Annotated in this window: 19 protein-coding genes and 1 other RNA gene; 5 read left to right on the top strand and 15 right to left on the bottom strand. The window is 49.8% G+C overall.

Going from position 1 to position 21,504, the window contains the following annotated elements; translation table 11 throughout:
• Positions 1–9: 9 nt before the first annotated feature.
• The 3 genes from ACTHSP_RS02030 to ACTHSP_RS02020 form a co-directional block, all read right to left on the bottom strand.
• On the bottom strand, positions 10–726 hold the full coding sequence (locus ACTHSP_RS02030) for an amino acid ABC transporter permease (RefSeq protein ID WP_049333847.1): 717 nt from the start codon (positions 724–726) through the stop codon (positions 10–12).
• Positions 716–1,540 carry an amino acid ABC transporter substrate-binding protein gene (locus ACTHSP_RS02025; RefSeq protein WP_049333849.1) on the bottom strand — a complete coding sequence of 275 codons (825 nt, stop codon included), beginning with the start codon at positions 1,538–1,540 and terminating at the stop codon, positions 716–718. The genes ACTHSP_RS02030 and ACTHSP_RS02025 overlap by 11 nt, the downstream gene beginning before the upstream one ends.
• A gap of 154 nt (positions 1,541–1,694) precedes the next feature.
• A complete protein-coding gene (locus tag ACTHSP_RS02020; RefSeq protein ID WP_440345520.1) occupies positions 1,695–3,605 on the bottom strand; it encodes an alpha-amylase family protein in 1,911 nt (636 codons plus the stop codon).
• Positions 3,606–4,271: 666 nt separating this feature from the next.
• Here ACTHSP_RS02020 and ACTHSP_RS02015 point away from each other — a divergent pair.
• The 3 genes from ACTHSP_RS02015 to ACTHSP_RS02005 are packed head-to-tail and all read left to right on the top strand — an operon-like array spanning position 4,272 to position 7,200.
• On the top strand, positions 4,272–5,051 hold the full coding sequence (locus ACTHSP_RS02015; RefSeq protein WP_049323225.1) for a (Fe-S)-binding protein: 780 nt from the start codon (positions 4,272–4,274) through the stop codon (positions 5,049–5,051).
• On the top strand, positions 5,048–5,749 hold the full coding sequence (locus tag ACTHSP_RS02010; RefSeq protein ID WP_107867384.1) for a LutC/YkgG family protein: 702 nt from the start codon (positions 5,048–5,050) through the stop codon (positions 5,747–5,749). Before ACTHSP_RS02015 ends, ACTHSP_RS02010 begins: the two co-directional genes overlap by 4 nt.
• On the top strand, positions 5,746–7,200 hold the full coding sequence (locus ACTHSP_RS02005) for a LutB/LldF family L-lactate oxidation iron-sulfur protein (protein ID WP_314597963.1): 1,455 nt from the start codon (positions 5,746–5,748) through the stop codon (positions 7,198–7,200). Before ACTHSP_RS02010 ends, ACTHSP_RS02005 begins: the two co-directional genes overlap by 4 nt.
• Positions 7,201–7,372: 172 nt before the next feature.
• On the opposite strand, the gene ACTHSP_RS02000 is transcribed toward ACTHSP_RS02005, so the two are convergent.
• Positions 7,373–11,206 carry a DUF3683 domain-containing protein gene (locus ACTHSP_RS02000; protein WP_440345519.1) on the bottom strand — a complete coding sequence of 1,278 codons (3,834 nt, stop codon included), beginning with the start codon at positions 11,204–11,206 and terminating at the stop codon, positions 7,373–7,375.
• A gap of 260 nt (positions 11,207–11,466) precedes the next feature.
• Here ACTHSP_RS02000 and ffs point away from each other — a divergent pair.
• Positions 11,467–11,563, top strand: an RNA gene (gene ffs / locus ACTHSP_RS01995) — signal recognition particle sRNA small type.
• A 117-nt stretch (positions 11,564–11,680) separates the two neighbouring features.
• Here the strand turns inward: ffs and ACTHSP_RS01990 are convergent.
• The 6 genes from ACTHSP_RS01990 to ACTHSP_RS01965 all read right to left on the bottom strand — a co-directional run bounded on the left by ACTHSP_RS01990 (position 11,681) and on the right by ACTHSP_RS01965 (position 16,814).
• Positions 11,681–12,898 carry a uracil-xanthine permease family protein gene (locus ACTHSP_RS01990; RefSeq protein ID WP_003679234.1) on the bottom strand — a complete coding sequence of 406 codons (1,218 nt, stop codon included), beginning with the start codon at positions 12,896–12,898 and terminating at the stop codon, positions 11,681–11,683.
• Between the two features lie 167 nt (positions 12,899–13,065).
• Positions 13,066–13,377: a hypothetical protein gene (locus tag ACTHSP_RS01985; RefSeq protein ID WP_036490806.1), complete on the bottom strand. Its 312-nt coding sequence runs from the start codon at positions 13,375–13,377 to the stop codon at positions 13,066–13,068.
• 63 nt (positions 13,378–13,440) lie between these two features.
• Positions 13,441–14,079 (bottom strand): hypothetical protein, encoded by a 639-nt coding sequence (locus ACTHSP_RS01980; protein WP_314513570.1) that lies wholly within the window; start codon positions 14,077–14,079, stop codon positions 13,441–13,443.
• Positions 14,079–15,341 carry a multifunctional CCA addition/repair protein gene (locus ACTHSP_RS01975; RefSeq protein ID WP_314513568.1) on the bottom strand — a complete coding sequence of 421 codons (1,263 nt, stop codon included), beginning with the start codon at positions 15,339–15,341 and terminating at the stop codon, positions 14,079–14,081. The genes ACTHSP_RS01980 and ACTHSP_RS01975 overlap by 1 nt, the downstream gene beginning before the upstream one ends.
• A 75-nt stretch (positions 15,342–15,416) precedes the next feature.
• Positions 15,417–16,379: an SPFH domain-containing protein gene (locus ACTHSP_RS01970; RefSeq protein WP_003683281.1), complete on the bottom strand. Its 963-nt coding sequence runs from the start codon at positions 16,377–16,379 to the stop codon at positions 15,417–15,419.
• 9 nt (positions 16,380–16,388) lie between these two features.
• The gene (locus ACTHSP_RS01965; RefSeq protein WP_314513566.1) at positions 16,389–16,814 is read right to left on the bottom strand and encodes an NfeD family protein; all 426 of its coding nucleotides are present in this window, start codon (positions 16,812–16,814) and stop codon (positions 16,389–16,391) included.
• Between the two features lie 125 nt (positions 16,815–16,939).
• Here ACTHSP_RS01965 and ung point away from each other — a divergent pair, with 125 nt between their 5' ends.
• Positions 16,940–17,599, top strand: coding sequence for a uracil-DNA glycosylase (ung, locus tag ACTHSP_RS01960; RefSeq protein ID WP_440345518.1), 660 nt, complete (start codon positions 16,940–16,942; stop codon positions 17,597–17,599).
• A gap of 54 nt (positions 17,600–17,653) precedes the next feature.
• Here the strand turns inward: ung and ACTHSP_RS01955 are convergent, their stop codons facing one another.
• The 5 genes from ACTHSP_RS01955 to ACTHSP_RS01935 all read right to left on the bottom strand — a co-directional run bounded on the left by ACTHSP_RS01955 (position 17,654) and on the right by ACTHSP_RS01935 (position 21,323).
• The gene (locus ACTHSP_RS01955) at positions 17,654–18,727 is read right to left on the bottom strand and encodes a sulfate/molybdate ABC transporter ATP-binding protein (protein WP_314513562.1); all 1,074 of its coding nucleotides are present in this window, start codon (positions 18,725–18,727) and stop codon (positions 17,654–17,656) included.
• Positions 18,724–19,584, bottom strand: a complete 861-nt coding sequence (gene cysW / locus ACTHSP_RS01950) for a sulfate ABC transporter permease subunit CysW (RefSeq protein WP_314513560.1) — start codon at positions 19,582–19,584, stop codon at positions 18,724–18,726. The genes ACTHSP_RS01955 and cysW overlap by 4 nt, the downstream gene beginning before the upstream one ends.
• Positions 19,585–19,668: 84 nt before the next feature.
• Positions 19,669–20,505 (bottom strand): sulfate ABC transporter permease subunit CysT, encoded by an 837-nt coding sequence (cysT, locus tag ACTHSP_RS01945; RefSeq protein ID WP_314513558.1) that lies wholly within the window; start codon positions 20,503–20,505, stop codon positions 19,669–19,671.
• 160 nt (positions 20,506–20,665) lie between these two features.
• Positions 20,666–21,115, bottom strand: coding sequence for a DUF4124 domain-containing protein (locus ACTHSP_RS01940; RefSeq protein WP_314513556.1), 450 nt, complete (start codon positions 21,113–21,115; stop codon positions 20,666–20,668).
• Positions 21,116–21,128: 13 nt separating this feature from the next.
• Positions 21,129–21,323, bottom strand: a complete 195-nt coding sequence (locus ACTHSP_RS01935) for a hypothetical protein (protein WP_036491242.1) — start codon at positions 21,321–21,323, stop codon at positions 21,129–21,131.
• Positions 21,324–21,504: the final 181 nt, after the last annotated feature.

Raw genomic sequence — 21,504 nt, 5'->3', positions numbered from 1 at the left:
GACAACTCCTTATTTGGCGACATAACGGTCGAAACGTTTTTCCAAACGCGCCTGAATCAAAAACAGCACTTTACAGAAACACCAATAAACCAATGCGGCTTCGATATAAACCGGTAGATAGTCATAGGAGCGATTCGCAATCTGTTGGGTAACTTGGAATAATTCAGTTACCGTTACAACAGCTGCAAGCGAGGTATTTTTGAATAAACCGATAAATTCATTGCTCAAAGGCGGTACGGCAACGCGGAATGCCTGCGGAGCGACAATGCGGTGGAAAGTCTGCATATAGGTCATACCGATGGAGAAACCGGCTTCCCATTGGCCTTTAGGTACGGACAAAATTGCCGCGCGTATGGTTTCGGAAGCGTATGAGCCGACATTGAGCGAAAAGCCGATGATGGCGGCAGGAATCGGGTCGATATAAATACCAACAGATGGCAGACCGTAGAAGACCACTGCTAGTTGTATTAAAAGCGGTGTTCCACGAATGACCGAAATATAGAATTCAACCACTTTAAGTAGAATTTTTTGAAGAATTCCACCTGGTGGCATGATTCTTACCAAAGCAACGGCTACGGCAATAATCATACCGATAACGAAAGAAGCAATCGCCAGAGGAAGAGATACTATAAAGCAGGCTTTGACCATAGGCCAAAACGCGCTGATGAACATATCAGCGCGTGTTTCCGTCATAAACGGCAGAGAAGCAAGAAAATTATTTAACACTGATGTCTTTTCCGAAGAATTGTTCGCCCAGCTTTTTCAGCGTGCCGTCGGCTTTCAGCTCAGTCATGGCTGTGCTGAATTTGGCCAATGCCTCATCATTGCCTTTATTGACAATCAAGCCGGAGCCGACTTTTTCATCAGCAGGGGCAGACCAAACGATTTTTACACCAGCATCAGGTTTATTTTTCAGGTAGTCCAATACTGCCAATTCGTCGTTCAGGGTTGCGTCGGCACGTTTTTGTTCAATCAGGGTCAGAGATTGTGCCAAACCATCTACCGGTACGAGTTCTGCGCCTGCAGCTTTGGCTTTTTCACCATAGTTACTGGTCAGGGATTGTGCGGTTTTCACGCCTTTGATGTCATCTATGGATTTGATGTTGCTGTCTTTGCGTACAACCAATACAGCACCGCTCCAGCTGTAAGGTTCGGATTTGTCAAAAGTCGCTTGACGCTCAGGGCTGGTCAGGCCAACTTGGTTGGCGACTACGTCAAAACGGCCGGCTTTTAAACCTGCCATCATGGAGTCCCAACGTGTTTCTTTAAATTCAACTTTGATGCCCAGTTTGTCGGCAACTGCGCGGGTTACTTCGACATCATAGCCGGTCAATTTGCCGTCTTTGTCGTGATAGGTGAATGGTGCGTAAGTACCTTCCGTACCGACAGTGATGGTACCTTTGTTGTTGATACGCTCAATCAGTGAGCCGGAGGCCGCACCGGATTGTGCCGGAGCAGAAGAAGCTGAGTTGCTGCCTTCTCCGCCGCAAGCAGCCAAAACTACTGCAGCGATGGTACCGAGTACGAATTTTTTCAACATGGATTTTTACTCCTGACTTTAAGTGTGTCATTTGGTATTAAAGCGTGCATTCTAAGCGAAACTGCCCAAAATACAAAATACATCTTATGCCTTAAAAGGCCGTCTGAATGCTGATTTGTTCAGACGGCCTTGAATGATGTATAAAAAATTCAGCTTATGCAATTTCAAGCCACATGACTTGATAGGGTTGCAGGACCAAATCCTGATTCAGAGAAACGGTTTGACCGCTGATCAAATCGTGCGCTTTAAACGGCATGGCCTGCAGGGTGTGCGCACTGATGGTTTGCGCATGTTCGCTGAAGTTGCCGAATGCCAAAAGCGCGTTGTTGCGCATATAGCCGATGATGTGTTTGTTGTTGGTGTTGAAGGTGACCAGCCTGCCGCCATTAAAGCGCGGATTGCTTTGGCGGATGGAAATCATATGGCGCAAACCTTGGAAGATTTGACCGGCAGTGGTCGAGCCGTCATGGCGTTGGTTATATAACTCTTCATCATAACGAGGACGGTGTGCCCAGCGGCTGTCGTCACTCTTGTTGCTGTCTTGCGACCAGTCATCGTCATTGAGCGTACCGACTTCGTCGCCTAGGTAAATCAGCGGCAGGCCGCCGGTACTCAAAGCAATGCTGTACAAAAGTTTGATGCGGTCAACGGCATATGGATCGTTTTGTGCCAAGCCGACCAATGCTGCGGCTGTACCGCTGACACGGCAGTCGCCTGTGCTTGGGTTGTATTGGAACGGTACACCGCGCGCGAAGCTGCCGTCGAAATGGTTGACGAAGAAGCGGTTGAGGAATTGTCGGTGGTCGTAGCCGTGGATGCCGAACTGCCATGCGTCTTCATCGGCAAATGTCCAGCCGATGTCGTCATGGCTGCGGACGTAGTTGACCCATGCTGTGTGGTCGGGCAGGTTGTGGCGGTAGGTCAGTGCTTGATGGAGTAGGTTGACTTCGCGCGTGGCGAGGGTGTTCCACAGCAATGCCATTTGCAGAGGGTTGTAGCCGATTTGGCATTCGTCTTGGCTGATGTATTGGACAACTTGGTCAGGATGGACGATGGCTTCGGATTTGAAGAACACGGCTGGCGCTGCGATACGCATTACGGAGTTAAACGCGCGAATCAGAGCGTGTGCCTGTGGCAGGTTTTCGCAGCTTGTGCCCATTTGCTTCCAAATAAAGGCAACGGCATCCATGCGCAGAATATCAACGCCCAAGTTGGCAAGGAACATCATTTCGCCTGCCATAGTGCGGAATACCCATGGATTGCTGTAATTCAAGTCCCACTGGAAGGAGTTGAATGTTGTCCATACCCAGCGTCCGTCTTCCAGTTGGGAGAAGCCGCCCGGGTGTTGGTCGGGGAAGATTTCACGCAGGGTGCGGTCGTATTGGTCGGGCATCCAGCGGTCGGGGAAGATATAGTAGAAGTTGTCGTAGAGCGGATCACCGGCGGCGCAGCCTTTTGCCCATTCGTGTTCGTTAGAAGTGTGATTGAAGATGAAATCGACAACGGCGGAAATACCTGCTTCGTGCAAGGCGGCAATGACATCGCGCAAGTCGTCTATTGTACCCAGTGCCGGATTGATATCGCGGTAGCTGCTGACCGCATATCCGCCGTCGCTTTTGCCTTCGGGACATTTAAACAGGGGCATCAGGTGCAGATAGGTCAGGCCCAATTCTTGGAAATAAGGAATTTTGGCTTTCAGGCCTTGTAGATCGCCTGCGAACAAATCGACGTAGCACACGCCGCCAACCTGTTTGTTGGACAAAATCCAATCGGGATCGTTTTCGCGCGCAATATCGATGTCTTTTAAGGATGAGTTGCGTTGGGAATAGCTTTGCCATGCTTGGGCAATCAGTTGCTCCAGCATGGGGAGGACGGCTTCGTTGTTGTTGTAAACATTGTCCAGCTCGTGCATCAGTTTTGGGAAGTGTTCTTCAAGTCGTCTGTCAAACTGTTTCCAGTCTTCAGATGTCTCGATGCTTGCACGCTGTTCGGGGGTATAAATCGATAGGGTGCGCTCTTTAAGGTGATGCAAGGTCAAATCAACCTGTTGAGTCTGGGTCAACATAATGCCTACTCCGAAGTTAAGGTGAAATTGTTTTGAAGCTTGGTTTCACTTCTTTTGCAAATTCATGCCGATTGTGGGCGGCTAAGACTGTAATTTTGCGTCAAGAGACTGTCTCAATGATACTGGAAGTGCTTGAGTGTGCATAGAGTTTTCAAGGTTAAGAAGGATGATTTTTCAAGTGTTTGATTTTGATTAAAAGTAAGGTTGAGCATATGGAAAGCGGCCTTTTGACGAACTTATCTTTCAGGCGGCCTGAGTCTTGTGAGAAAAACTTTTATTTTTATTATCTTAGACATCTTTTTATTCCAATATGGCCGTCTGAAACATATGTACAGCATAATGGGTCGCTTATTTTGTTTAAAAATGAGTCATAGAGATTAAGTTCATGACTTCTGATGTAAATCAAGATTCTATAAAGAGGCAGTTATTGTGTTTTAAATAAAGAGAGAATGTACGAGCTTCATTCATTAAAAAATGAATCCATCAGTTTTCTTATTGATAGTGGTTATTATGTAGATTATCAAGTTAATAAGGAAAAGGTGTTTGTCTGGTTTGTCATGCTTTTTTAATATTATTTTTTAAAATTAGACTTGACCCATTACAAGCAATTACTTAAAGTATCCATCTTATTTTTACACAAGAAAACGGGTTGTCCCGTTCTAAAAAATGAGCGCAATCAAACCACCACAAATCACTGTATTCGACAGCAAGCCAACCGATGCTTATTTCTTCGGTACTTGCGTTCTCGACCTTTTCATGCCTGAAGCAGGCATGGATGCCATTACTTTAATCGAACAACAGGGCATTCGTATCCATTATCCGATGGAGCAAAGCTGCTGCGGTCAACCGGCCTATTCGTCAGGTCATCCTAAAGAAGCCTTTGATGTTGCCAAAGCGCAACTGGATTTATTCCCTGAAAATTGGCCTATTGTCGTGCCTTCTGGTTCTTGCGGCGGCATGATGAAACACCACTGGCCGACTTTGTTCAAAGGCACCGAGTACGAACAAAAAGCCATTGATTGCGCCAACCGTATCATTGAATTTACCCACTTCCTGCTGGCGATTGGTTACAAACCTGAAGATAAAGGCGAGCCGGTTAAAGTGGCTGTCCATACTTCCTGCGCGGCGCGTCGCGAGATGAATGTACATTTGTCAGGCTGGCAGCTGATCGACGGCATGGAAAATGTTGAACGTATCGTTCACGACCATGAAAGCGAGTGCTGCGGTTTTGGCGGTACATTCTCTGTGAAACAAGCTGATATTTCCGGTGCGATGGTAACCGACAAAGTTGCAGCCCTGAAAGAAACAGGCGCAACTGAAATCATCAGCGCGGACTGCGGCTGCATGATGAATATCGGTGGCAAAATTGCCAAAGACGAACCCAATATGCCACGTCCGAAACATATTGCATCTTTCCTGTTGGAACGTACCGGAGGTAAAGCATGAGCGCGCGCGAAAATATTTTAGCGAAACTGAAAAAAGCCGATGCCTTGCCGATGGAAGAGCCGCCGGTTTTCGATTATTACCGTGAAATGGGTGTTTCTTGGGCAAACGATGTCGAGCGTTTGAAACATTGGGCGGCTGCCATGCGTGCCGTAAAAACGGAAATCTATTGGGTTACCAAATCCAACTGGCCGCAAGTATTCCGTCAAGCAGCCGAAGGCAAAGGCTTGAAAAACATTCTGCTCCCATTGGAAACAGAACATGGTCAGCTGGCCCGTGCAGCTTTGGCCGATACCGATATCGAACCGCGCGGTTTTGAGCGAAAAATCGACGACTGGAAAAACGAATTCTTTGCAGATATTGAGGCCGGATTTAGCGGCTCTAAATGTGGTATTGCCCGTACCGGTACGATTATGCTGGAGTCCAGCACGGTCGAGCCGCGCAGTCTTAGTTTGGTACCGCCCGTGCATTTCTGCCTGTTTGACACCAGCAAAATGTACAACGAATTCCATAATGCTGTTGAAGGCGAAAAACTGGTAGAAAAAGGCATGCCTACCAACGTTATTTTGATTTCCGGCCCGTCTAAGACTGCCGATATTCAATTGACTTTGGCCTATGGTGCACACGGCCCGCGCGATTTGGTGGTTTTGGCCGTTCTGCCTGATCACATTTCCCCTGCCGATTTGGAGGAAAAAGCATGAGTTCCCAAACCATTAAATTCCATATGAAGCCGGAAACATTCAAGCAAAACGCCGCGATTTCTTTGCAAGACAAGCCTCTGCGTAAAAGCTTGCGCACAGCGATGGATATGCTGATGACCAAGCGCAAAGCTGTTTTGACAGATGAAGAAGAGCTGCAAAGCCTGCGTGACCTGTGTGAGCATGTCCGTCAACGTTCGTTGTCCAAATTACCTGCATTATTGGAACAATTAGAAGCAAACCTGACCAAGCTGGGCGTTAAAGTCCACTGGGCGGAAACACCGGCCGAAGCCTGCCAAATCATTCACAACATCATTACCGATAAAAACGGCAAGCTGATGGTGAAAGGCAAATCTATGGTCAGCGAAGAGATTGAGCTGAACCATTATCTGCAAGACCAAGGCATCAAAGCAGTTGAGAGCGACTTGGGCGAGTTTATCGTTCAAATGGCTGGCGAGAAACCAACCCATATCGTGATGCCTGCCATTCACAAGACCAAAGAGCAGGTTAGCGAGCTTTTCCATCAAAACCTTGGCACTCCATTAACAGACGATGTAGACCAGCTGACCGGATTTGCGCGTAAAGCCTTGCGTGATATTTATAGCACTGCCGATGTCGGTTTGAGCGGTGTGAACTTTGCCGTTGCAGAAACAGGCACTTTGTGTCTGGTCGAAAACGAAGGCAACGGCCGCTTGAGTACCACTGTACCGCCTGTGCACATCGCCATTACCGGTATTGAAAAAGTGGTTGCGAAGCTGTCGGATGTTCCGCCTTTGTACAGCCTGTTGCCACGCTCCGCCATTGGTCAGAACATTACCACTTATTTCAATATGATTACCGGCCCTCGCCGTAGCGAAGAGCTGGACGGTCCGCAGGAAATGCACTTGGTACTGCTTGATAACGGCCGAAGCCAAGCATATGCCGAAGATCAAATGCGCCGTACCTTGCAATGTATCCGTTGCGGTGCGTGTATGAACCACTGTCCGGTTTATACCCGTATCGGTGGCGCGGCTTACGGTACGACTTATCCCGGCCCGATTGGCGAGATTATCTCTCCGCATTTGTTAGGTTTGGATGCGACACGCGATCTGCCGACTGCGTGTACCATGTGCGGCGCCTGTGTCGAAGTTTGTCCGGTACGCATTCCGATTACCGAACAAATGCAACGTCTGCGTGTTGAAGCGCAACGTTCGCCAACCGAAACCGTTCCACATCCTATCCGTGGTCAAGGTGCATCGCATACTTTCGGCGAACAAATGGCATGGCGTACGTTTAACGGTATTTTCAGCGGCAGTAAAGCTTATCGAGCATTCGGCTGGGCTGCTACCAAATTCCGTGTATTGACGCCAAGCAAGCAGTTAAGCTGGACCAATAACCATGTTCCGATGAAACCTGCCAAGCAAACATTGCATGAGATGATGGCAGAAAGAAAACGTCAGCAAGAAAAAGCATAAGACTTGAAAATAAAACCTGGGGGATAAAAGCCTCAGGTTTTATTTTTTATTGAATACTGCTTTTGTAAAGGTATTTGATTTGATTATTGTATTTTGATTCTTTTGAATAAAAAGGCCGTCTGAAAGATTTTCAGACGGCCTTTATTACAGCCACAAGTTTTTGTCTAAGTCCTTAGAGCAATACTTTTTCTACACCGCCGTTATTGGCTTTTTTCACAAACTCATCCAGCCAGTTTTCGCCGAGGATGTGTTTCGCCATTTCAATGACTATGTAGTCGGCAGGCATATTGTTGTCGTCGGCATAGCGGCTCAGGCCTTGCAGGCAGGCTGGGCAGGAGGTGAGCATTTTGACAGGTTCGCCCTGCGGCAGCTCTTTGAGGTTTTTCTCAATTTCCTCTTGTTTGCGGAACTTGACCTGAGTGGCAATGTCTGGCCGTTTGACGGCAAACATACCGGACTCGCCGCAGCAGCGGTCGCTTAAGACGACTTTCTGTCCCATCAGGCTGCTGGCCATTTGGGTGGCATTCATGGTTTTGATTGGGGTATGGCAAGGGTCGTGGTAGAGGTATTGCTGACCTTTCACGCCGTTTAGTTGCACCCCTTTTTCAAGCAGATATTCGTGGATATCGATGATACGGCAGCCTGGGAAGATTTCCTCAAAACGGTATTTTTCCAGTTGGTCGTAGCAGGTACCGCAACTGACGACGACGGTTTTAATGTCGAGGTAGTTGAGGGTGTTTGCCATACGGTGGAAAGCTACGCGGTTGTTGGTGCTCATTTCTTCGGCTTTGGCCCTATTGCCGCCAGCATCTTGCGGATAGCCGCAACACATATAGCTGGGTGGCAGGACGGTTTGTACACCGACATGCCAGAGCATGGCTTGAACGGCAAGTCCGATTTGGCTGAACAGACGCTCAGAGCCGCAACCTGGGAAGTAGAACACGGCTTCGGCATCTTCCGGAGAAGCCGGATTACGGATGATGGGGATGCTCTTGTCGTCTTCTATGCCCAGCATGGAGCGCGGAGTTTTGGCAGGCACGCTTTTCGGCAAAGGACGGTTGATGAAGTGGATAACCTGTTCTTTGATTGAGGCGGTACCGACGGTGGCTTTCGGTTCGGCTTTTTGCTTTTTAGTGCCAATCGGAAGAAGCTTGCCGATTTTGTAGGCAAAGTTTTGCGCAGGGAAGCCGGTCTGTATCATGGCGGCGCGAAGGGCTTTGATGGTTTTTGAGCCGGTGGCGTTCAAAAATGCCATGCCCATTGAAGCCGCAGGCGCAAAGCGTTTGTGGCCGGAATCGGCAAGGTAGTTGCGGACGGCTACGGTAACGTCGCCGAAGTCGATGTTGACAGGGCAAGGCTTAACGCAGCGGTGGCACACAGTGCAGTGGTCGCCGATGTCCATCAGTTCTTCAAAATGTTTGACGGAAACGCCGCGACGGGTTTGTTCTTCGTATAAGAAGGCTTCGGTCAGCAAGCCTACGCCGAGAATTTTGTTTCGGGGGCTGTACAGCAGGTTGGCACGCGGAACGTGAGTAGAGCAAACAGGTTTACATTTGCCGCAGCGCAGACAGTCTTTGACGGAATCGGCGATGGTGCCGAGGTCTGATTTTTCCATAATTAGAGATTCCGCCCCCAAAAGCTCGAAAGACGGCGTATAGGCGTTGCGCAGGTCCGAGCCTTTCATCAGTTTGTGACGGTTGAAGGTATGTTTCGGATCGACTTGGTTTTTGTAGTTCCAAAACGGTTGCAAATCTTCATCGGTCAAAAATTCGAGCTTGGTGATGCCAATGCCGTGTTCGCCGGAAATTACGCCGCCGAGCGAACGGGCGATTTTCATGATGCGTTCGACCGAACGATAGGCCGTCTGAAGCATCTCGGCATCGTCTGAGTTAACCGGAATGTTGGTGTGGACGTTACCGTCGCCGGCGTGCATATGCAGGGCGACGAAGACGCGGCTGCGTACGGTTTTGGCATGGATTTTGCCCAAGCCTTGGATAATTTTGGTGTCGGTTTTGCCGCTGAAGATTTCAGAAAGCGGCTTCATTACATCTGCTTTGACAGACACGCGCAGGCGGAAATCGCGGAAGGCAATAAAGCAGCTTTCATTGTCTTTGGCTTCGGGCGCGGCGTGGACGGCTGCGCCATAGCGGACTTTATAGTCGGCAAGTGGTGCGTCTAAGTTAGCAAGCAACCATTCCCAACGCGCTTTGACAGCGGAAACGTGGGCAAGGGCGTGTTTGCCGCGTTCGCCCAAAAGTTCGGCGGTCGGCAGGTCCGTGCCCATTTTGTCGATGGGGAGTTTGCCCGAAAGATATTGCTCCAATGCGGCGCACAGGGTGAGTTTGTTTTGGATGGAAAGCTCGATGTTGATGCGTTCGATACCGTCCGAATACTCGCCCAGCCGCTCCAGCGGAATCACCACGTCTTCGTTGATTTTAAAGGCGTTGGTGTGTTTGGCGATGGCGGCAGTGCGGCTGCGGTCAAGCCAGAAGGTTTTACGGGCTTCGGGAGATATGGCGATAAAGCCTTCGCCGTCGCGGGCGCGGGCGAGTTCGCAAATGTGTTCGGCGGCTGCCTGCACGGCGGCTTCATCGTCGGAAACCACGTCTGCCAGCAAGACCATTTTAGGTCGGCCTTTGCCTGCCGCTTTGGTGGCGTAACCGACGGCACGGACGTAACGCCAGTCTAAATGTTCCAAACCGGCCAGTCGTACGCTGTCGTGGGCGAGCAAGAAGTCGCGGATTTCGACAATGGACGGCGTGGCGGTGGCGACCGTACCAAAAAATTCCATACACACGGTGCGCGTGTATTTCGGCATTTTATGCAATACGAAGGCAACGCTGGTGATGATGCCGTCCGTACCTTCTTTTTGCACGCCGGGCAGGCCGCTCAAGAATTTGTCGGTAACGTCTTTGCCCAAACCGACTTTGCGGAATTTGTGACCGGGAATTTCCAAACGTTTGGTATTGACGATATTGCGGCCGTCTGAATCCAGCGTATGTACGTCAAACACGGCGGTTTCTTCATCATGGATTTTGCCAAAATTGTGGCGCACGCGTTCAATACGCAACCATTCGCCTTGAGGATTGACCATGTTCCAGTAGGCGAGGTTATCCAAGGCAGTACCCCACAGTACGGCTTTTTTGCCACCTGCATTCATCGCCACATTACCGCCCACGCAAGACGCATCGGCGGAAGTCGGATCAACGGCGAACACCAAACCTGCCTGATGCGCGGTTTCTTCCACTCGGCGGGTTACTACGCCTGCGCCGCAATGGATAATCGGATGTCTGCCGTCCAAACCTGCCAGCTCAACGTATTCGACGCCGCGATGCTTGTCGAGTTTTTCGGTATTGATGACTGCGCTGTTTGCGTCCAAAGGTACTGCGCCACCGGTATAACCCGTACCGCCGCCGCGCGGGATAATAACCAAGTCCAATTCGATTAAAGCGCGCACCAAAGGAGCGATCTCTGCCTCGGTATCAGGATTGACGACGACAAACGGATATTCGACGCGCCAGTCGGTTGCATCGGTAACGTGTGTTACCCGCGCCAAGCCGTCAAACATGATGTTGTGCGGCTTGGTGATTTTGCTTAAGCGTTCCAAAATCTGATGGCGTTTTTGGCTGGTTTCATCAAAACTGCCGTCAAAACGCTCGACCGCCTTTTCCGCCGCCGCCACCAATACATCGACTTGCGGATTATCGTCGCGGCGTTTGCGGATTTCATTTAAGCGGTGGCGCATTTCGCGTACCAACGCGGCGCGGCGTTTTGGGTGCTCCAGCAAATCATCGACCAGATACGGATTGCGCACGACCACCCAAATATCGCCCAATACTTCAAACAGCATTCGTGCCGAACGTCCTGTTTTCCGTTGACCGCGCAGGTCTTGCAGGATTTGCCACGCTTCGTCGCCCAACAGTCGGATGACGATTTCGCGGTCGGTATAAGAAGTATAGTTATAGGGAATTTCTCGAATACGCTGAGGGGCAGTAGTCGTGGTCATGGTTGTGTTCCGTTGATGGATGTAATGTTTTTATATTAAAGGCCGTCTGAAAAATGCAATTTCTTCTTGATGCCGTAAAGTGTTAATGTAGTGTAATTTTCGATATTTTTCAACGGAAAAGACGATAAACATTTCAATGGGAATGATTTGCAACTAGGTAATATTGTTTACAATCTTGTCGTGTAAATGGTTTTCAGACGGCCTGATAGATTTTATCGCTTGAGTTTTTCTGTAAAACCGCTATAATGCGTTTCTTCTATGGCGGGTCTCCCCGCATGGTAATTCGGAACACCGGGTCAGGGGCGGAAGCCAGCAGCCCACTCTGATGAGCCAGTGCCGGGGGTTCGGCTCGCCACCTTATTCAAAAATGCCGGAGATGATAAAGTCTCTGGCATTTTTCATTGTATAAAGCGTAATAAAAAGGCCGTCTGAAACCTTATTTTCAGACGGCCTTTGAGTTTATGAACCAGCTATTTATGCTTCTTCTGATTTTGTATTGGGCAAAACGCAGTTCAGGATAATGGCCAATACGGCGCACAAACCTACACCGGCGAAGCTCAAAGTACCTACTTTGATAATCATGCCGCCGATACCGGTTGTCAATACGGAGCTGACGATAACCAGATTTTTCGGCTGCATCAAATCGACTTTTGCATCAATCAATGTTTTGATGCCCAAAGAGGCGATTGTACCGAACAGCAGCAACATAATGCCGCCCATAACCGGCATAGGAATCGAAGCCAAAAACGCGTTGAATTTACCGAAAAACGCCATGAAAATCGCAAAAATTGCTGCCCAAGTCATGATGACGGGGTTGCTGTTTTTGGTAATCATCACCGCTCCGGTTACTTCACCGTAAGTGGTCACAGGAGGGCCGCCAATCAAACCGGCCACGCACACGCCCAAGCCGTCGCCGGCGAGGGTTTTGTCCAAGCCCGGGTCTTTGGTGTAGTTTTTGCCGGTCACATTACCGATGGCCATAATGCCGCCGATGTGTTCGATAGCCGGGGCAATGGCAACGGGCAACATAAACAAGGCAGCCTGCCAATTGACTTGAGGCGTTTCAAAATGAGGGACGGCAAACCAAGGAGCGTTGATGATGGCGCTGGTATCGACCAAGCCCATGATCAAAGCCAACACATAGCCTGAAGCCACGCCGATCAGAATCGGAATCAGCTTCATCATCTTGCTGCCGAAGACAGAAACAATGACGGTTACCGCAAAGGTAAAGCCGGAGAGAATCAGCGAGTCGATATAGTCGATGACCTGTTTTCCATCCGCCTGACCCATAGCCATGCTGCTGGCTGCAGCGGCTACGGACAAACCGATTACCATAATCACCGGACCGATAACCACGGGCGGCAACAGTTTGTGTACCGCATCCAGACCACGCCATCTAATTAGCGCGGCAAAGACAAAGTACATGAAACCTGCCGCAAACAGGCCGAACATGGTAGAAGGCAGGCCCCATTCGCCGATGGAATAGATAATCGGTGCAATAAAGGCAAAAGAAGAGCCGAGGAAAATCGGCACTTTACGTTTGGTAACCAATTGGAACAACAAGGTGCCCAAGCCTGCACCCAATAATGCCAAAGCCGGGTTCAGTCCCGTCAAAAGCGGCACAAGCACCATGGCACCGAATGCGACAAACAAAATCTGTGCACCGGCTACCGCCGTTTTAAGCTGGTTCATAAAAGCTCCGAAGAAAATTCAAACGGCGCAGATTATACTGATTTATCCTAGTCATGAACATTTATTTACAAAAGGCCGTCTGAACAAATGTAACGATGACACCTGTTCAGACGGCCTTGTTTGATAGTGAATGGTTAATAACTTATCAAAATCGATTAGGAAAATTCCTAACCGCGTGTTTCGCGCCAAACCAAATAATCGCGCAGGGGCGGCATGGGCGGATTGATGCAGTGGGGGCAGATGCCGGTTGTGTCTTCGTCGTCGCTGTCGATGTGGTAGGCATTGGGGTCAAAGCGCACCTGCTGCATCACGGCTTGCGCCAATGCTTGTTCCTGTACGACATCAAATTCAAATTTTTCCAAAATCTCATTCAATAGGCGGATTTCGCCGTCGCTGAAAGATTCGCTGTGTTTAACAATGAGGCGTTGATAATCTTCATTGCTGATTTTTTCGTGAAGTAAATCGGTCTGGATAGTCATGATTTTTATTGTTGAAATAAGATGGTCAAGGTGTGGATTATAGCGGATATCGTGGCGGCTGTTTCAAAGGGCGTCTTTAAGTTGACGAGCTTTGGCGGATGTGGGGATAAATCTGTTCAATTCAATATTGACTGCCTGAAAATCGCGGCTATCAAAAAAATCGCCGATACGTATGGTTTTTCCCTGATAATCGAAAGACCATGCGCCTTGTTCACATTTTTGGATACGTAAAATATTGGGAATATTGTGAATTTTTCGTTTCATACCATTTTGGTAGAGGCTTTCGTTTGGCAACCTCTGTTTTCTTCCTTGTGCAATAGGAGCTTTGGGAATATGGTCACGAGAATGCCATTCGGAGATTTCTGACAACGGGAAACTACGCCAACGCCCAATGGAGAACAAGGTATAACCATGAGACAGCGTATGGTTACGGATCTTGATGTTTTCACGTACGAAAAGTTGCCAAAGAAGGCCGTAAACAAGTGAACCCACTAAGTAGAAAGTAAAAAGTAAAGGGATGAGAATGGCTTCTAAATTAGTGAAATAGTGCTCTTCAGGGTAAAACGGTGCGATGCATGTCAGAGCAAAGGAAAACATAAGAAATACCGCGGTAAAACCGATTTCCTGCGAATCATGTACAACACGCGCAGATACGGCAATGCCGTCGGGCATACGCTCGATTTTATAACGCGAAGATGCCATTAATAGCCTCCTATTTTTTCAGCCTGATACGCTTTTTGTAGCGGCCTAATTTGCGCCAAGCGGGCATGATCGATTTGTTCGGCAATTAAATGGGCTTTCCCTTGCGCGCGGCACTCGGCGGCAATTTTGCCTGCATCTACTTGATTGGCGGCCTCAAGTAAGGCCAGCCAGTGTTCGCGTTGCGGATAGGGGGTATCTTCAAGGTTCAGACGGCCTTGTTTGTCGGCCACGCAGACGTTTAAGGCCGTCTGAAAACGTTCGGGGCGGCGGAATGCATCGGTTTTTTTCAAAACATTCAAAATGGTTTTGCTTTTGAATTGCCCGACTTGATGGAGCATGATGTGCCAACGGCAGACGAGTGCGGCAAGCTCGGCGCAGTGTTTCGGCGCGCGCAGCCGTTGATTGACTTCGCGGACGGGTTCGACGCCGTTGACGTCGTGTCCGTAGTGTTTCGGCAGTATATCGGCCGGTGTTTTTGCCTTGCCCAAGTCGTGCAATAAGGCGGCATAGCGTTCGGCGAGGGACAGGTTCATCTTGGCGGCTCGTTGTACAACCATCAGCGTATGAATACCGCTGTCGATTTCGGGATGATAGTCGGCGCGTTGCGGTACGCCGAAAAGGGCATCAAGCTCGGGCAGTAAAACTTTGAGTGCGCCGCATTCGCGCAAAACTTCAATCATTCGGCGTGGATTTTTCTCCATCAAGCCTTTGGCCAATTCCTGCCAGACGCGTTCGGCAACCAAGGCATCCGCTTCGCCGTTTTCTACCATTTGCCGCATCAGCGACATGGTTTCATCGGCAATTTGAAAACCATAACGCGCTGCAAAACGGGCGATACGCAAAATCCGCACGGGGTCTTCGGCAAAGGCAGGCGAAACGTGGCGCAGGATGCCGGCCGCCAAGTCTTGTTGTCCGCCAAAAGGATCGATGATCGTGCCGTCTGAATCCTGAGCCATGGCATTGATGGTCAGGTCGCGGCGCATCAGGTCTTGTTCTAGCGTAACGTCTTTATCGGCATGAAAACTGAATCCGGCATAGCCTTTGGCGGTTTTGCGTTCAGTACGGGCGAGGGCGTATTCCTCGTGGCTGTCCGGATGGAGAAAGACGGGGAAATCCTTGCCAACCGGCTGATAACCCTGAGCCAGCATGGTTTGCGCATCTGCACCGACGACTACCCAGTCGCGGTCTTTGACGGGCAGGCCTAAAAGATGGTCGCGGACGGCGCCGCCGACAAGATAGGTTTTGATGGTTTGTGTATTCATATAAAAATCGAACGATATAAAAAGGCCGTCTGAAAAGCCGTATTGGGTTTTCAGACGGCCTGGGTCAGAACGCTATTATGACGCTTTAGGCTTGTTGCCGTCGATGATTTTCAAACCGGCGGAGACCAAGCTGCCGATGTCGGCAACGTTGGCAGGCATAATCAGCGTGTTGCTTTCTTTAGCCAAATTGCTGAAGGCGGCAACGTATTGCTCGGCAACTTTCAGGTTGACGGCTTCAGCACCGCCCTCTGAGCGGACAGCCTCGGCGATTTTGCGGATGGCGTCGGCGTTGGCTTCGGCCACTAGGCGCAGGGCTTCGGCTTCACCTTGTGCGCGGTTGATGCGGGCAATTTTTTCACCGTTTGATGCGTTGATGGCGGCTTGCGCTTCACCTTCGGATTGTTGGATTTCTGCTTCGCGCTGACCGCTGGCAAGGTTGATCTGCTCGATTTTACGGCCTTCGGATTCGGCAATGCGCGCGCGTTTTTCACGTTCGGCAGTAATTTGCGCCTGCATTGAGCGCAGAATTTCTTGCGGCGGAACCAAGTCTTTGATTTCATAACGCAAGACTTTCACACCCCATGCGCCTGCGGCTTCGTCCAAAGCAGCAACAACAATGCTGTTGATTTCGTCACGTTCTTCAAAGGTTTTATCCAATTCCATGCGGCCGATGACAGAGCGCAAAGTTGTCTGCGCAAGCTGGGTAATCGCCATGATGTAGTTGCTGGAACCATATGAAGCGAGTTTAGGATCGGTAACTTGGAAGTAGATAATGCCGTCCACAGTCAGCTGAGTGTTGTCGCGGGTAATACAGACTTGGCTGGGAACATCCAAAGGAACTTCTTTCAGCGAATGACGATAGGCGACACGGTCGATAAATGGGATAAGGATGTTCAGACCTGCGGTCAGCGCTTTGTGAAAACGGCCCAATCGTTCGACCACATAAACTTCCTGCTGCGGCACAACGATAAAGGATTTGAAACCAAAAACAACAACGACGATGAAGAAGAGGACGATGGGGCTGAGCAGAAATTCCATAATGTTTCCTTATAATGATGGTTGGGAGAGTGTGCGGATAATCAGCAGATTACCGTTTTTGGCAGTAATGACTGCACTTGAGGCCGTCTGAAAAGTATCTTGGGGCCGTTCGGCTTGCGCCTGCCAGTGTGTGCCGCGGTAGGCGACTTCGTAAATATTGTCATGCAGGTGACGTAGGATGCGGACGTTTTGCCCAATATCCAAATCATCGTTGAGCGCTTGGGGAGCCAACCGGTTTTTTAGACGGCCGTGTACCAGCCAGATACCGAGTGCGCTGATGATGGCGGCGGTCAAAACTGCGGCAGAAAAGTGTCCGCTTAATCCGTACATGATTCCGGCAGCGACCAGTGCTACGCTGACCACCAAAAGATAAACCGTTCCGATAAACAATTCGACAATCAGAACAACGGCGGCGGCAACAAACCATATCGTCATACGGTATATCCTTTTAATAATCTTTTGATAATCCTTATCATAATGGCAACGGCTTAAAATGAAAAGGCTAAGGTTGAAAATTATTCCAGTTATAATAAGTCTATTCAAATACGGAGCGGTAAATAATGCAGACTTGGCACGAGGCAATTGGTGCGGAAAAAGAAAAGGCGTATTTTCAAACGATTTTGGAGAAGGTACGCCATGAAAGGCAGGCGGGGATAACCATTTATCCGCCTGAGCGTGACGTATTCAATGCTTTTCGGATGACTGAATTCGGAAATGTAAAAGTAGTGATTTTGGGGCAAGACCCGTATCACGGTGCGGGTCAGGCTCATGGTTTGGCGTTTTCCGTGCAACCTGAAATTGCGGTGCCGCCGTCGTTGGTCAATATTTATAAAGAGTTGGCGACGGATATTGAGGGCTTTCAGATTCCGCAACACGGCTATTTGCAGCATTGGGCGGAACAGGGCGTGTTGCTGTTGAATACGGTGTTGACTGTCCGCGCCGGTTTGGCGCATTCTCATGCGACTTTGGGCTGGGAGGCGTTTACCGATGAAGTCATCCGACAATTGGATAAGGAACGCGAGCATTTAGTCTTTATGCTGTGGGGCAGCCATGCGCAGAAGAAAGGCGTGTTTATCGACCGCAACCGTCATTTGGTGCTGACTGCGCCGCATCCTTCGCCTTTATCGGCATATCGCGGCTTTTTCGGCTGCAAACATTTTTCGCAGGCAAACGCTTATTTGCAGGCACATGGTTTAGAGCCGATTGATTGGCAGGTTTGAATAAGATGAAAGACCGTCTGAAAGCAGATTTTCAGACGGCCTTATGCTTTAGTCTCAAATCGAATATTCAATCAGCTCGTTTTGAGAAAAGACATAAACCTGTTTCGGAATCAGCCTCAATTCTTTGCCTTCGGCGATTTGGTAACGCGCGGTATCGCTGCCTGCCAGCGTGATATGCACGTCTTGTTTATCGTGTTTCACCAAAATATGCGTCAATGCGCCGACGGCGTGGATTTTTTCGATTTCGGCGCGGATCATCGGTGTTTCATGTTCGGCAGCAAGCTGCCATTCGTGCGGACGGATATAGCCGATGGCGGTTTGCTCCTGCCATTTGTAGTGTGCGTCCAATTTCCATTCGAAACCGTGGTAATGCCAGATGCCTTTTTCGATGCGTCCTTCAAATGCGTCGGTTTCGCCGAGAAACTCGGTAACGAAGGCGTTTTCAGGTTTGCGATAAATGGCTTCGGCGCTGCCGGTTTGTTCAATTTTGCCGTGGTTCATGACGACGATTTCGTCGGAAACTTCGAGGGCTTCTTCTTGGTCGTGTGTAACCAGAATGCTGGTTATGCCCAAGTTGTGATGAATATCGCGCAACCAAGTGCGCAATTCTTTGCGCACTTTGGCATCCAGCGCGCCGAAGGGTTCGTCCAAAAGCAGGAGTTTCGGTTCAACGGCGAGGGCACGGGCAAGGGCGATGCGCTGGCGTTGACCGCCGGAGAGTTGGTGCGGATAGGATTTGGCGAGGTGGGAGAGCTGCACGAGTTTGAGCAGTTCTTCGACTTTGGCGCGGATTTGTTCTTTGGACGGGCGTTCGGACTTGGGTAATACGGTCAAACCGAAGGCAACGTTGTCAAACACGTTCATATGGCGGAAGAGGGCGTAGTGTTGGAATACGAAACCGACTTTGCGCTCGCGCACATGCTTGGCGGTTACGTCTTGGCCGTCAAAGAGAATTTGGCCGCCGTCGGCGTTTTCCAGCCCAGCGATGATGCGCAGGAGCGTGGTTTTGCCACAGCCTGATGGGCCGAGCAGGGAAACGAGTTTGCCGGTGGGGACGTTGAGGTTGATGTTTTTCAGCGCGTGGAACGCTCCGAAGTGTTTGTTTAGATGTTGAATAGTAATGCTCATGCTGCGTTCCTTTCGGCGGCGGCGAGTTTTTTGTCTTGTAATTTTGTGATGATGTTTTGCACCAGCAATGTGGCCAAGGCTAAAAGTGCCAATACGCCGGAGAGGGCGAATGCGCCGGTGAAGTTGTATTCGTTGTAGAAGATTTCAACCAAAAGCGGGATGGTGTTGGTTTCGCCGCGTATGTGTCCCGACACTACGCTGACCGCGCCGAACTCGCCCATCGCGCGGGCGTTGGTAAGGATGATGCCGTAGAGCAGCGCCCATTTGATGTTGGGCAGGGTAACGCGCCAAAACATCTGCCAGCCGCTTGCGCCGAGTATCAGCGCGGCCTGTTCTTCGCTGTCTCCCTGTGCTTGCATTAAAGGAATGATTTCGCGTGCGACAAAGGGGAAGGTAACGAACAGTGTCGCCAGAATAATGCCTGGGATGGCGAAGATAATCTGTATGCCTTGCGCTTCGAGCCAGCCGCCCAATGCCGTGTGCGCGCCGAACAATAAGACGAACATTAAACCGGCCACCACGGGTGATACGGAAAACGGCAAATCGAGCAGGGTGGTCAGCAACTGCTTGCCGCGGAAGTCGAAACGGGTCAGCAGCCACGCCATCGCTACGCCCAATACGGCATTGACGGGGACGACAATCAGCGCGGTAATCAGCGTCAATTTGATGGCAGACCATGCCTCGGGATCGGTCAAGGATTGCAGGTATAAATCCCAACCGCCTTTTAAGGCCTCGTAGAATACGGCAACCAAAGGCACGACCAGCATCAGCAGCAGAAAGCCCAAGGCGGTAGCGGTCAGCAACACGCGAAGCCAACGCGGTTCGCTCAAGTTTGGATTAGTGGAATGGATTTTCATGTTAGTGAAGTCTCTATTTATTCTTGTATCCGTTTAGGCCGTCTGAAAAATTTTTGCTTGATGTTTCAGACGGCCTGTTGTTTGTTAAACCCTCGTTCCGGCGCGGCGGCTTAAAGTCCATTGCATAATGTTTAAAATCAGCAGGATAACAAACGAAATCATCAGCATAAACAGAGCAACGGCTGATGCGCCCTGAGCATCGTATTGCTCCAGTTTGCCGGTAATAATCAAGGGCAGGATTTCAGACACCATCGGAATATTGCCCGCGATAAAAATGACCGAGCCGTATTCGCCGGTAGAGCGGGCAAACATCATGCCTGCGCCGGTCAACAGGGCCGGTGTGATTTCAGGCAAGAGGACGCGGCGGAACGTAGTCCAACGGCTTGCGCCCAAAGTTGCCGCCGCTTCTTCATACTCGCCCGACAATTCTTCCAATACCGGCTGCACGGCGCGGACGATAAAGGGCAGGCTGACGACAATCAGCGCAATCCAAATGCCGATGGGCGTAAAGGCGATTTTGATGCCCAAAGGCTCGAAAAAACGGCCTATCCAACCATTGGGCGCATACAGGGTTGCCAACGCAATGCCTGTTACCGCCGTCGGCAGCGCAAACGGCAAATCGACCAAGGCGTTTACCAACCCTTTGCCCGGAAATTCGTAGCGCACCAATACCCAAGCGACCAACGTACCGAACACGATATTGGTCAACATCGCATAAAACGACATCCGCAAGCTCAGCCAGACGGCCGCCAAGACATTGGGTTCGGTAATCGTGTTCCAAAATCCGCTCCAGCCGATTTCCGCCGCTTTGGCCGCCATCATCGCAAACGGCAAAACCACCAAAAGCGACAGGCACAAAACCGTCAAACCCAGGCTGAGCTTGAAACCCGGCAATACAGAGGGCGTTTTGAGTAACAACATAATGGCAACCGTCAGAATTTAATACACGCTTACTTTAACAAGGCCGTCTGAAAACTGGAAAGAATGCTTTGTTTGGTATAAAGACGATTTTGTTATATTGAAAAGATGAAAAGGCCGTCTGAACATCAAATTTCAGACGGCATTGCTGGTGTGGTAAGGATCAATAGGCAACAGGATCTTGAGATGCAGGCTGGTGTTGCGCCGCGTCATAGTTTTCCTGAGCCGAGCGGATGGCTTTTTCCAAACCGTTGATCCGTTCGAGATAACGGGCGTAGTTACGCTCATTGCCATAACGCACTTTTTTGCCTTCTTCCAGATTTTTCTTGGCGGTATCTAAAGCACGCTTGGCTGCGCCGACGTCAGCCGGATTGACCGGGGCGACAGCTTCTTCTGCTTGCTCGGTTTTGCTTGGGGAAGTCGGCGTTGCCGGTGTTGAAACAGGTGCAGAAGTATATACGGACGGTTTGCCGATATTGCTGGCTTTGCAGTTTTTACCGCCGGCTTGGGTATAGACTTTGCGGCCTGCAGAATCGGTACATTCAAAAATAGGCGCGGCGGAAACCGCAGTTGTCAAAGTGAGTAGTAATGTGCTGATCCAGATTTTGTTCATTTTTTATTTTTCCTTAAAACCATTTCCACCAAACAAACAAAGCCGCAATCATGATGATGTTGGCGAAGAGGATAGGTTTCCACTGTCTGGGCGCACGTCGTAATTCAGCGCCCGAGCGCGTGCGGCGGATATAGAAAAACGGGCTGAGCAGCATGGAAGCGGCGCATACCAAAATAATCACGGCGTAATAGATTTTGTGCGTTTCCATATCGTTTCTCCGTTTCAGACGGCCTGAAAGGCTGCCTACAACGCATTTTTGCGTGAAGCGTTGTCTGTTTTCATCTTGTATCGAAATTGGGCACATTTGCCATGGACTCAATCCTGAGGTCTTTGCAAAAATATGCTACAATCGCGTCCGATTATAACATTCTATTTATAAAGGTTTTACG

Source organism: Neisseria sp. P0001.S005 (genome assembly GCF_051963715.1).
The sequence above is the reverse complement of the archived record's forward strand: the minus strand, read 5'-3'. Positions and strand labels throughout refer to the sequence as shown.

What these genes read in the sequence shown, in the direction of transcription:
- ACTHSP_RS02025 (WP_049333849.1), bottom strand. Translation starts at nt 1,540, where the DNA reads ATGTTGAAAAAATTCGTACTCGGTACCATCGCTGCAGTAGTTTTGGCT.
- ACTHSP_RS02020 (WP_440345520.1), bottom strand. Translation starts at nt 3,605, where the DNA reads ATGTTGACCCAGACTCAACAGGTTGATTTGACCTTGCATCACCTTAAA.
- ACTHSP_RS02015 (WP_049323225.1), top strand. Translation starts at nt 4,272, where the DNA reads ATGAGCGCAATCAAACCACCACAAATCACTGTATTCGACAGCAAGCCA.
- ACTHSP_RS02010 (WP_107867384.1), top strand. Translation starts at nt 5,048, where the DNA reads ATGAGCGCGCGCGAAAATATTTTAGCGAAACTGAAAAAAGCCGATGCC.
- ACTHSP_RS02005 (WP_314597963.1), top strand. Translation starts at nt 5,746, where the DNA reads ATGAGTTCCCAAACCATTAAATTCCATATGAAGCCGGAAACATTCAAG.
- ACTHSP_RS02000 (WP_440345519.1), bottom strand. Translation starts at nt 11,206, where the DNA reads ATGACCACGACTACTGCCCCTCAGCGTATTCGAGAAATTCCCTATAAC.
- ACTHSP_RS01990 (WP_003679234.1), bottom strand. Translation starts at nt 12,898, where the DNA reads ATGAACCAGCTTAAAACGGCGGTAGCCGGTGCACAGATTTTGTTTGTC.
- ACTHSP_RS01985 (WP_036490806.1), bottom strand. Translation starts at nt 13,377, where the DNA reads ATGACTATCCAGACCGATTTACTTCACGAAAAAATCAGCAATGAAGAT.
- ACTHSP_RS01980 (WP_314513570.1), bottom strand. Translation starts at nt 14,079, where the DNA reads ATGGCATCTTCGCGTTATAAAATCGAGCGTATGCCCGACGGCATTGCC.
- ACTHSP_RS01975 (WP_314513568.1), bottom strand. Translation starts at nt 15,341, where the DNA reads ATGAATACACAAACCATCAAAACCTATCTTGTCGGCGGCGCCGTCCGC.
- ACTHSP_RS01970 (WP_003683281.1), bottom strand. Translation starts at nt 16,379, where the DNA reads ATGGAATTTCTGCTCAGCCCCATCGTCCTCTTCTTCATCGTCGTTGTT.
- ACTHSP_RS01965 (WP_314513566.1), bottom strand. Translation starts at nt 16,814, where the DNA reads ATGACGATATGGTTTGTTGCCGCCGCCGTTGTTCTGATTGTCGAATTG.
- ung (WP_440345518.1), top strand. Translation starts at nt 16,940, where the DNA reads ATGCAGACTTGGCACGAGGCAATTGGTGCGGAAAAAGAAAAGGCGTAT.
- ACTHSP_RS01955 (WP_314513562.1), bottom strand. Translation starts at nt 18,727, where the DNA reads ATGAGCATTACTATTCAACATCTAAACAAACACTTCGGAGCGTTCCAC.
- cysW (WP_314513560.1), bottom strand. Translation starts at nt 19,584, where the DNA reads ATGAAAATCCATTCCACTAATCCAAACTTGAGCGAACCGCGTTGGCTT.
- cysT (WP_314513558.1), bottom strand. Translation starts at nt 20,505, where the DNA reads ATGTTGTTACTCAAAACGCCCTCTGTATTGCCGGGTTTCAAGCTCAGC.
- ACTHSP_RS01940 (WP_314513556.1), bottom strand. Translation starts at nt 21,115, where the DNA reads ATGAACAAAATCTGGATCAGCACATTACTACTCACTTTGACAACTGCG.
- ACTHSP_RS01935 (WP_036491242.1), bottom strand. Translation starts at nt 21,323, where the DNA reads ATGGAAACGCACAAAATCTATTACGCCGTGATTATTTTGGTATGCGCC.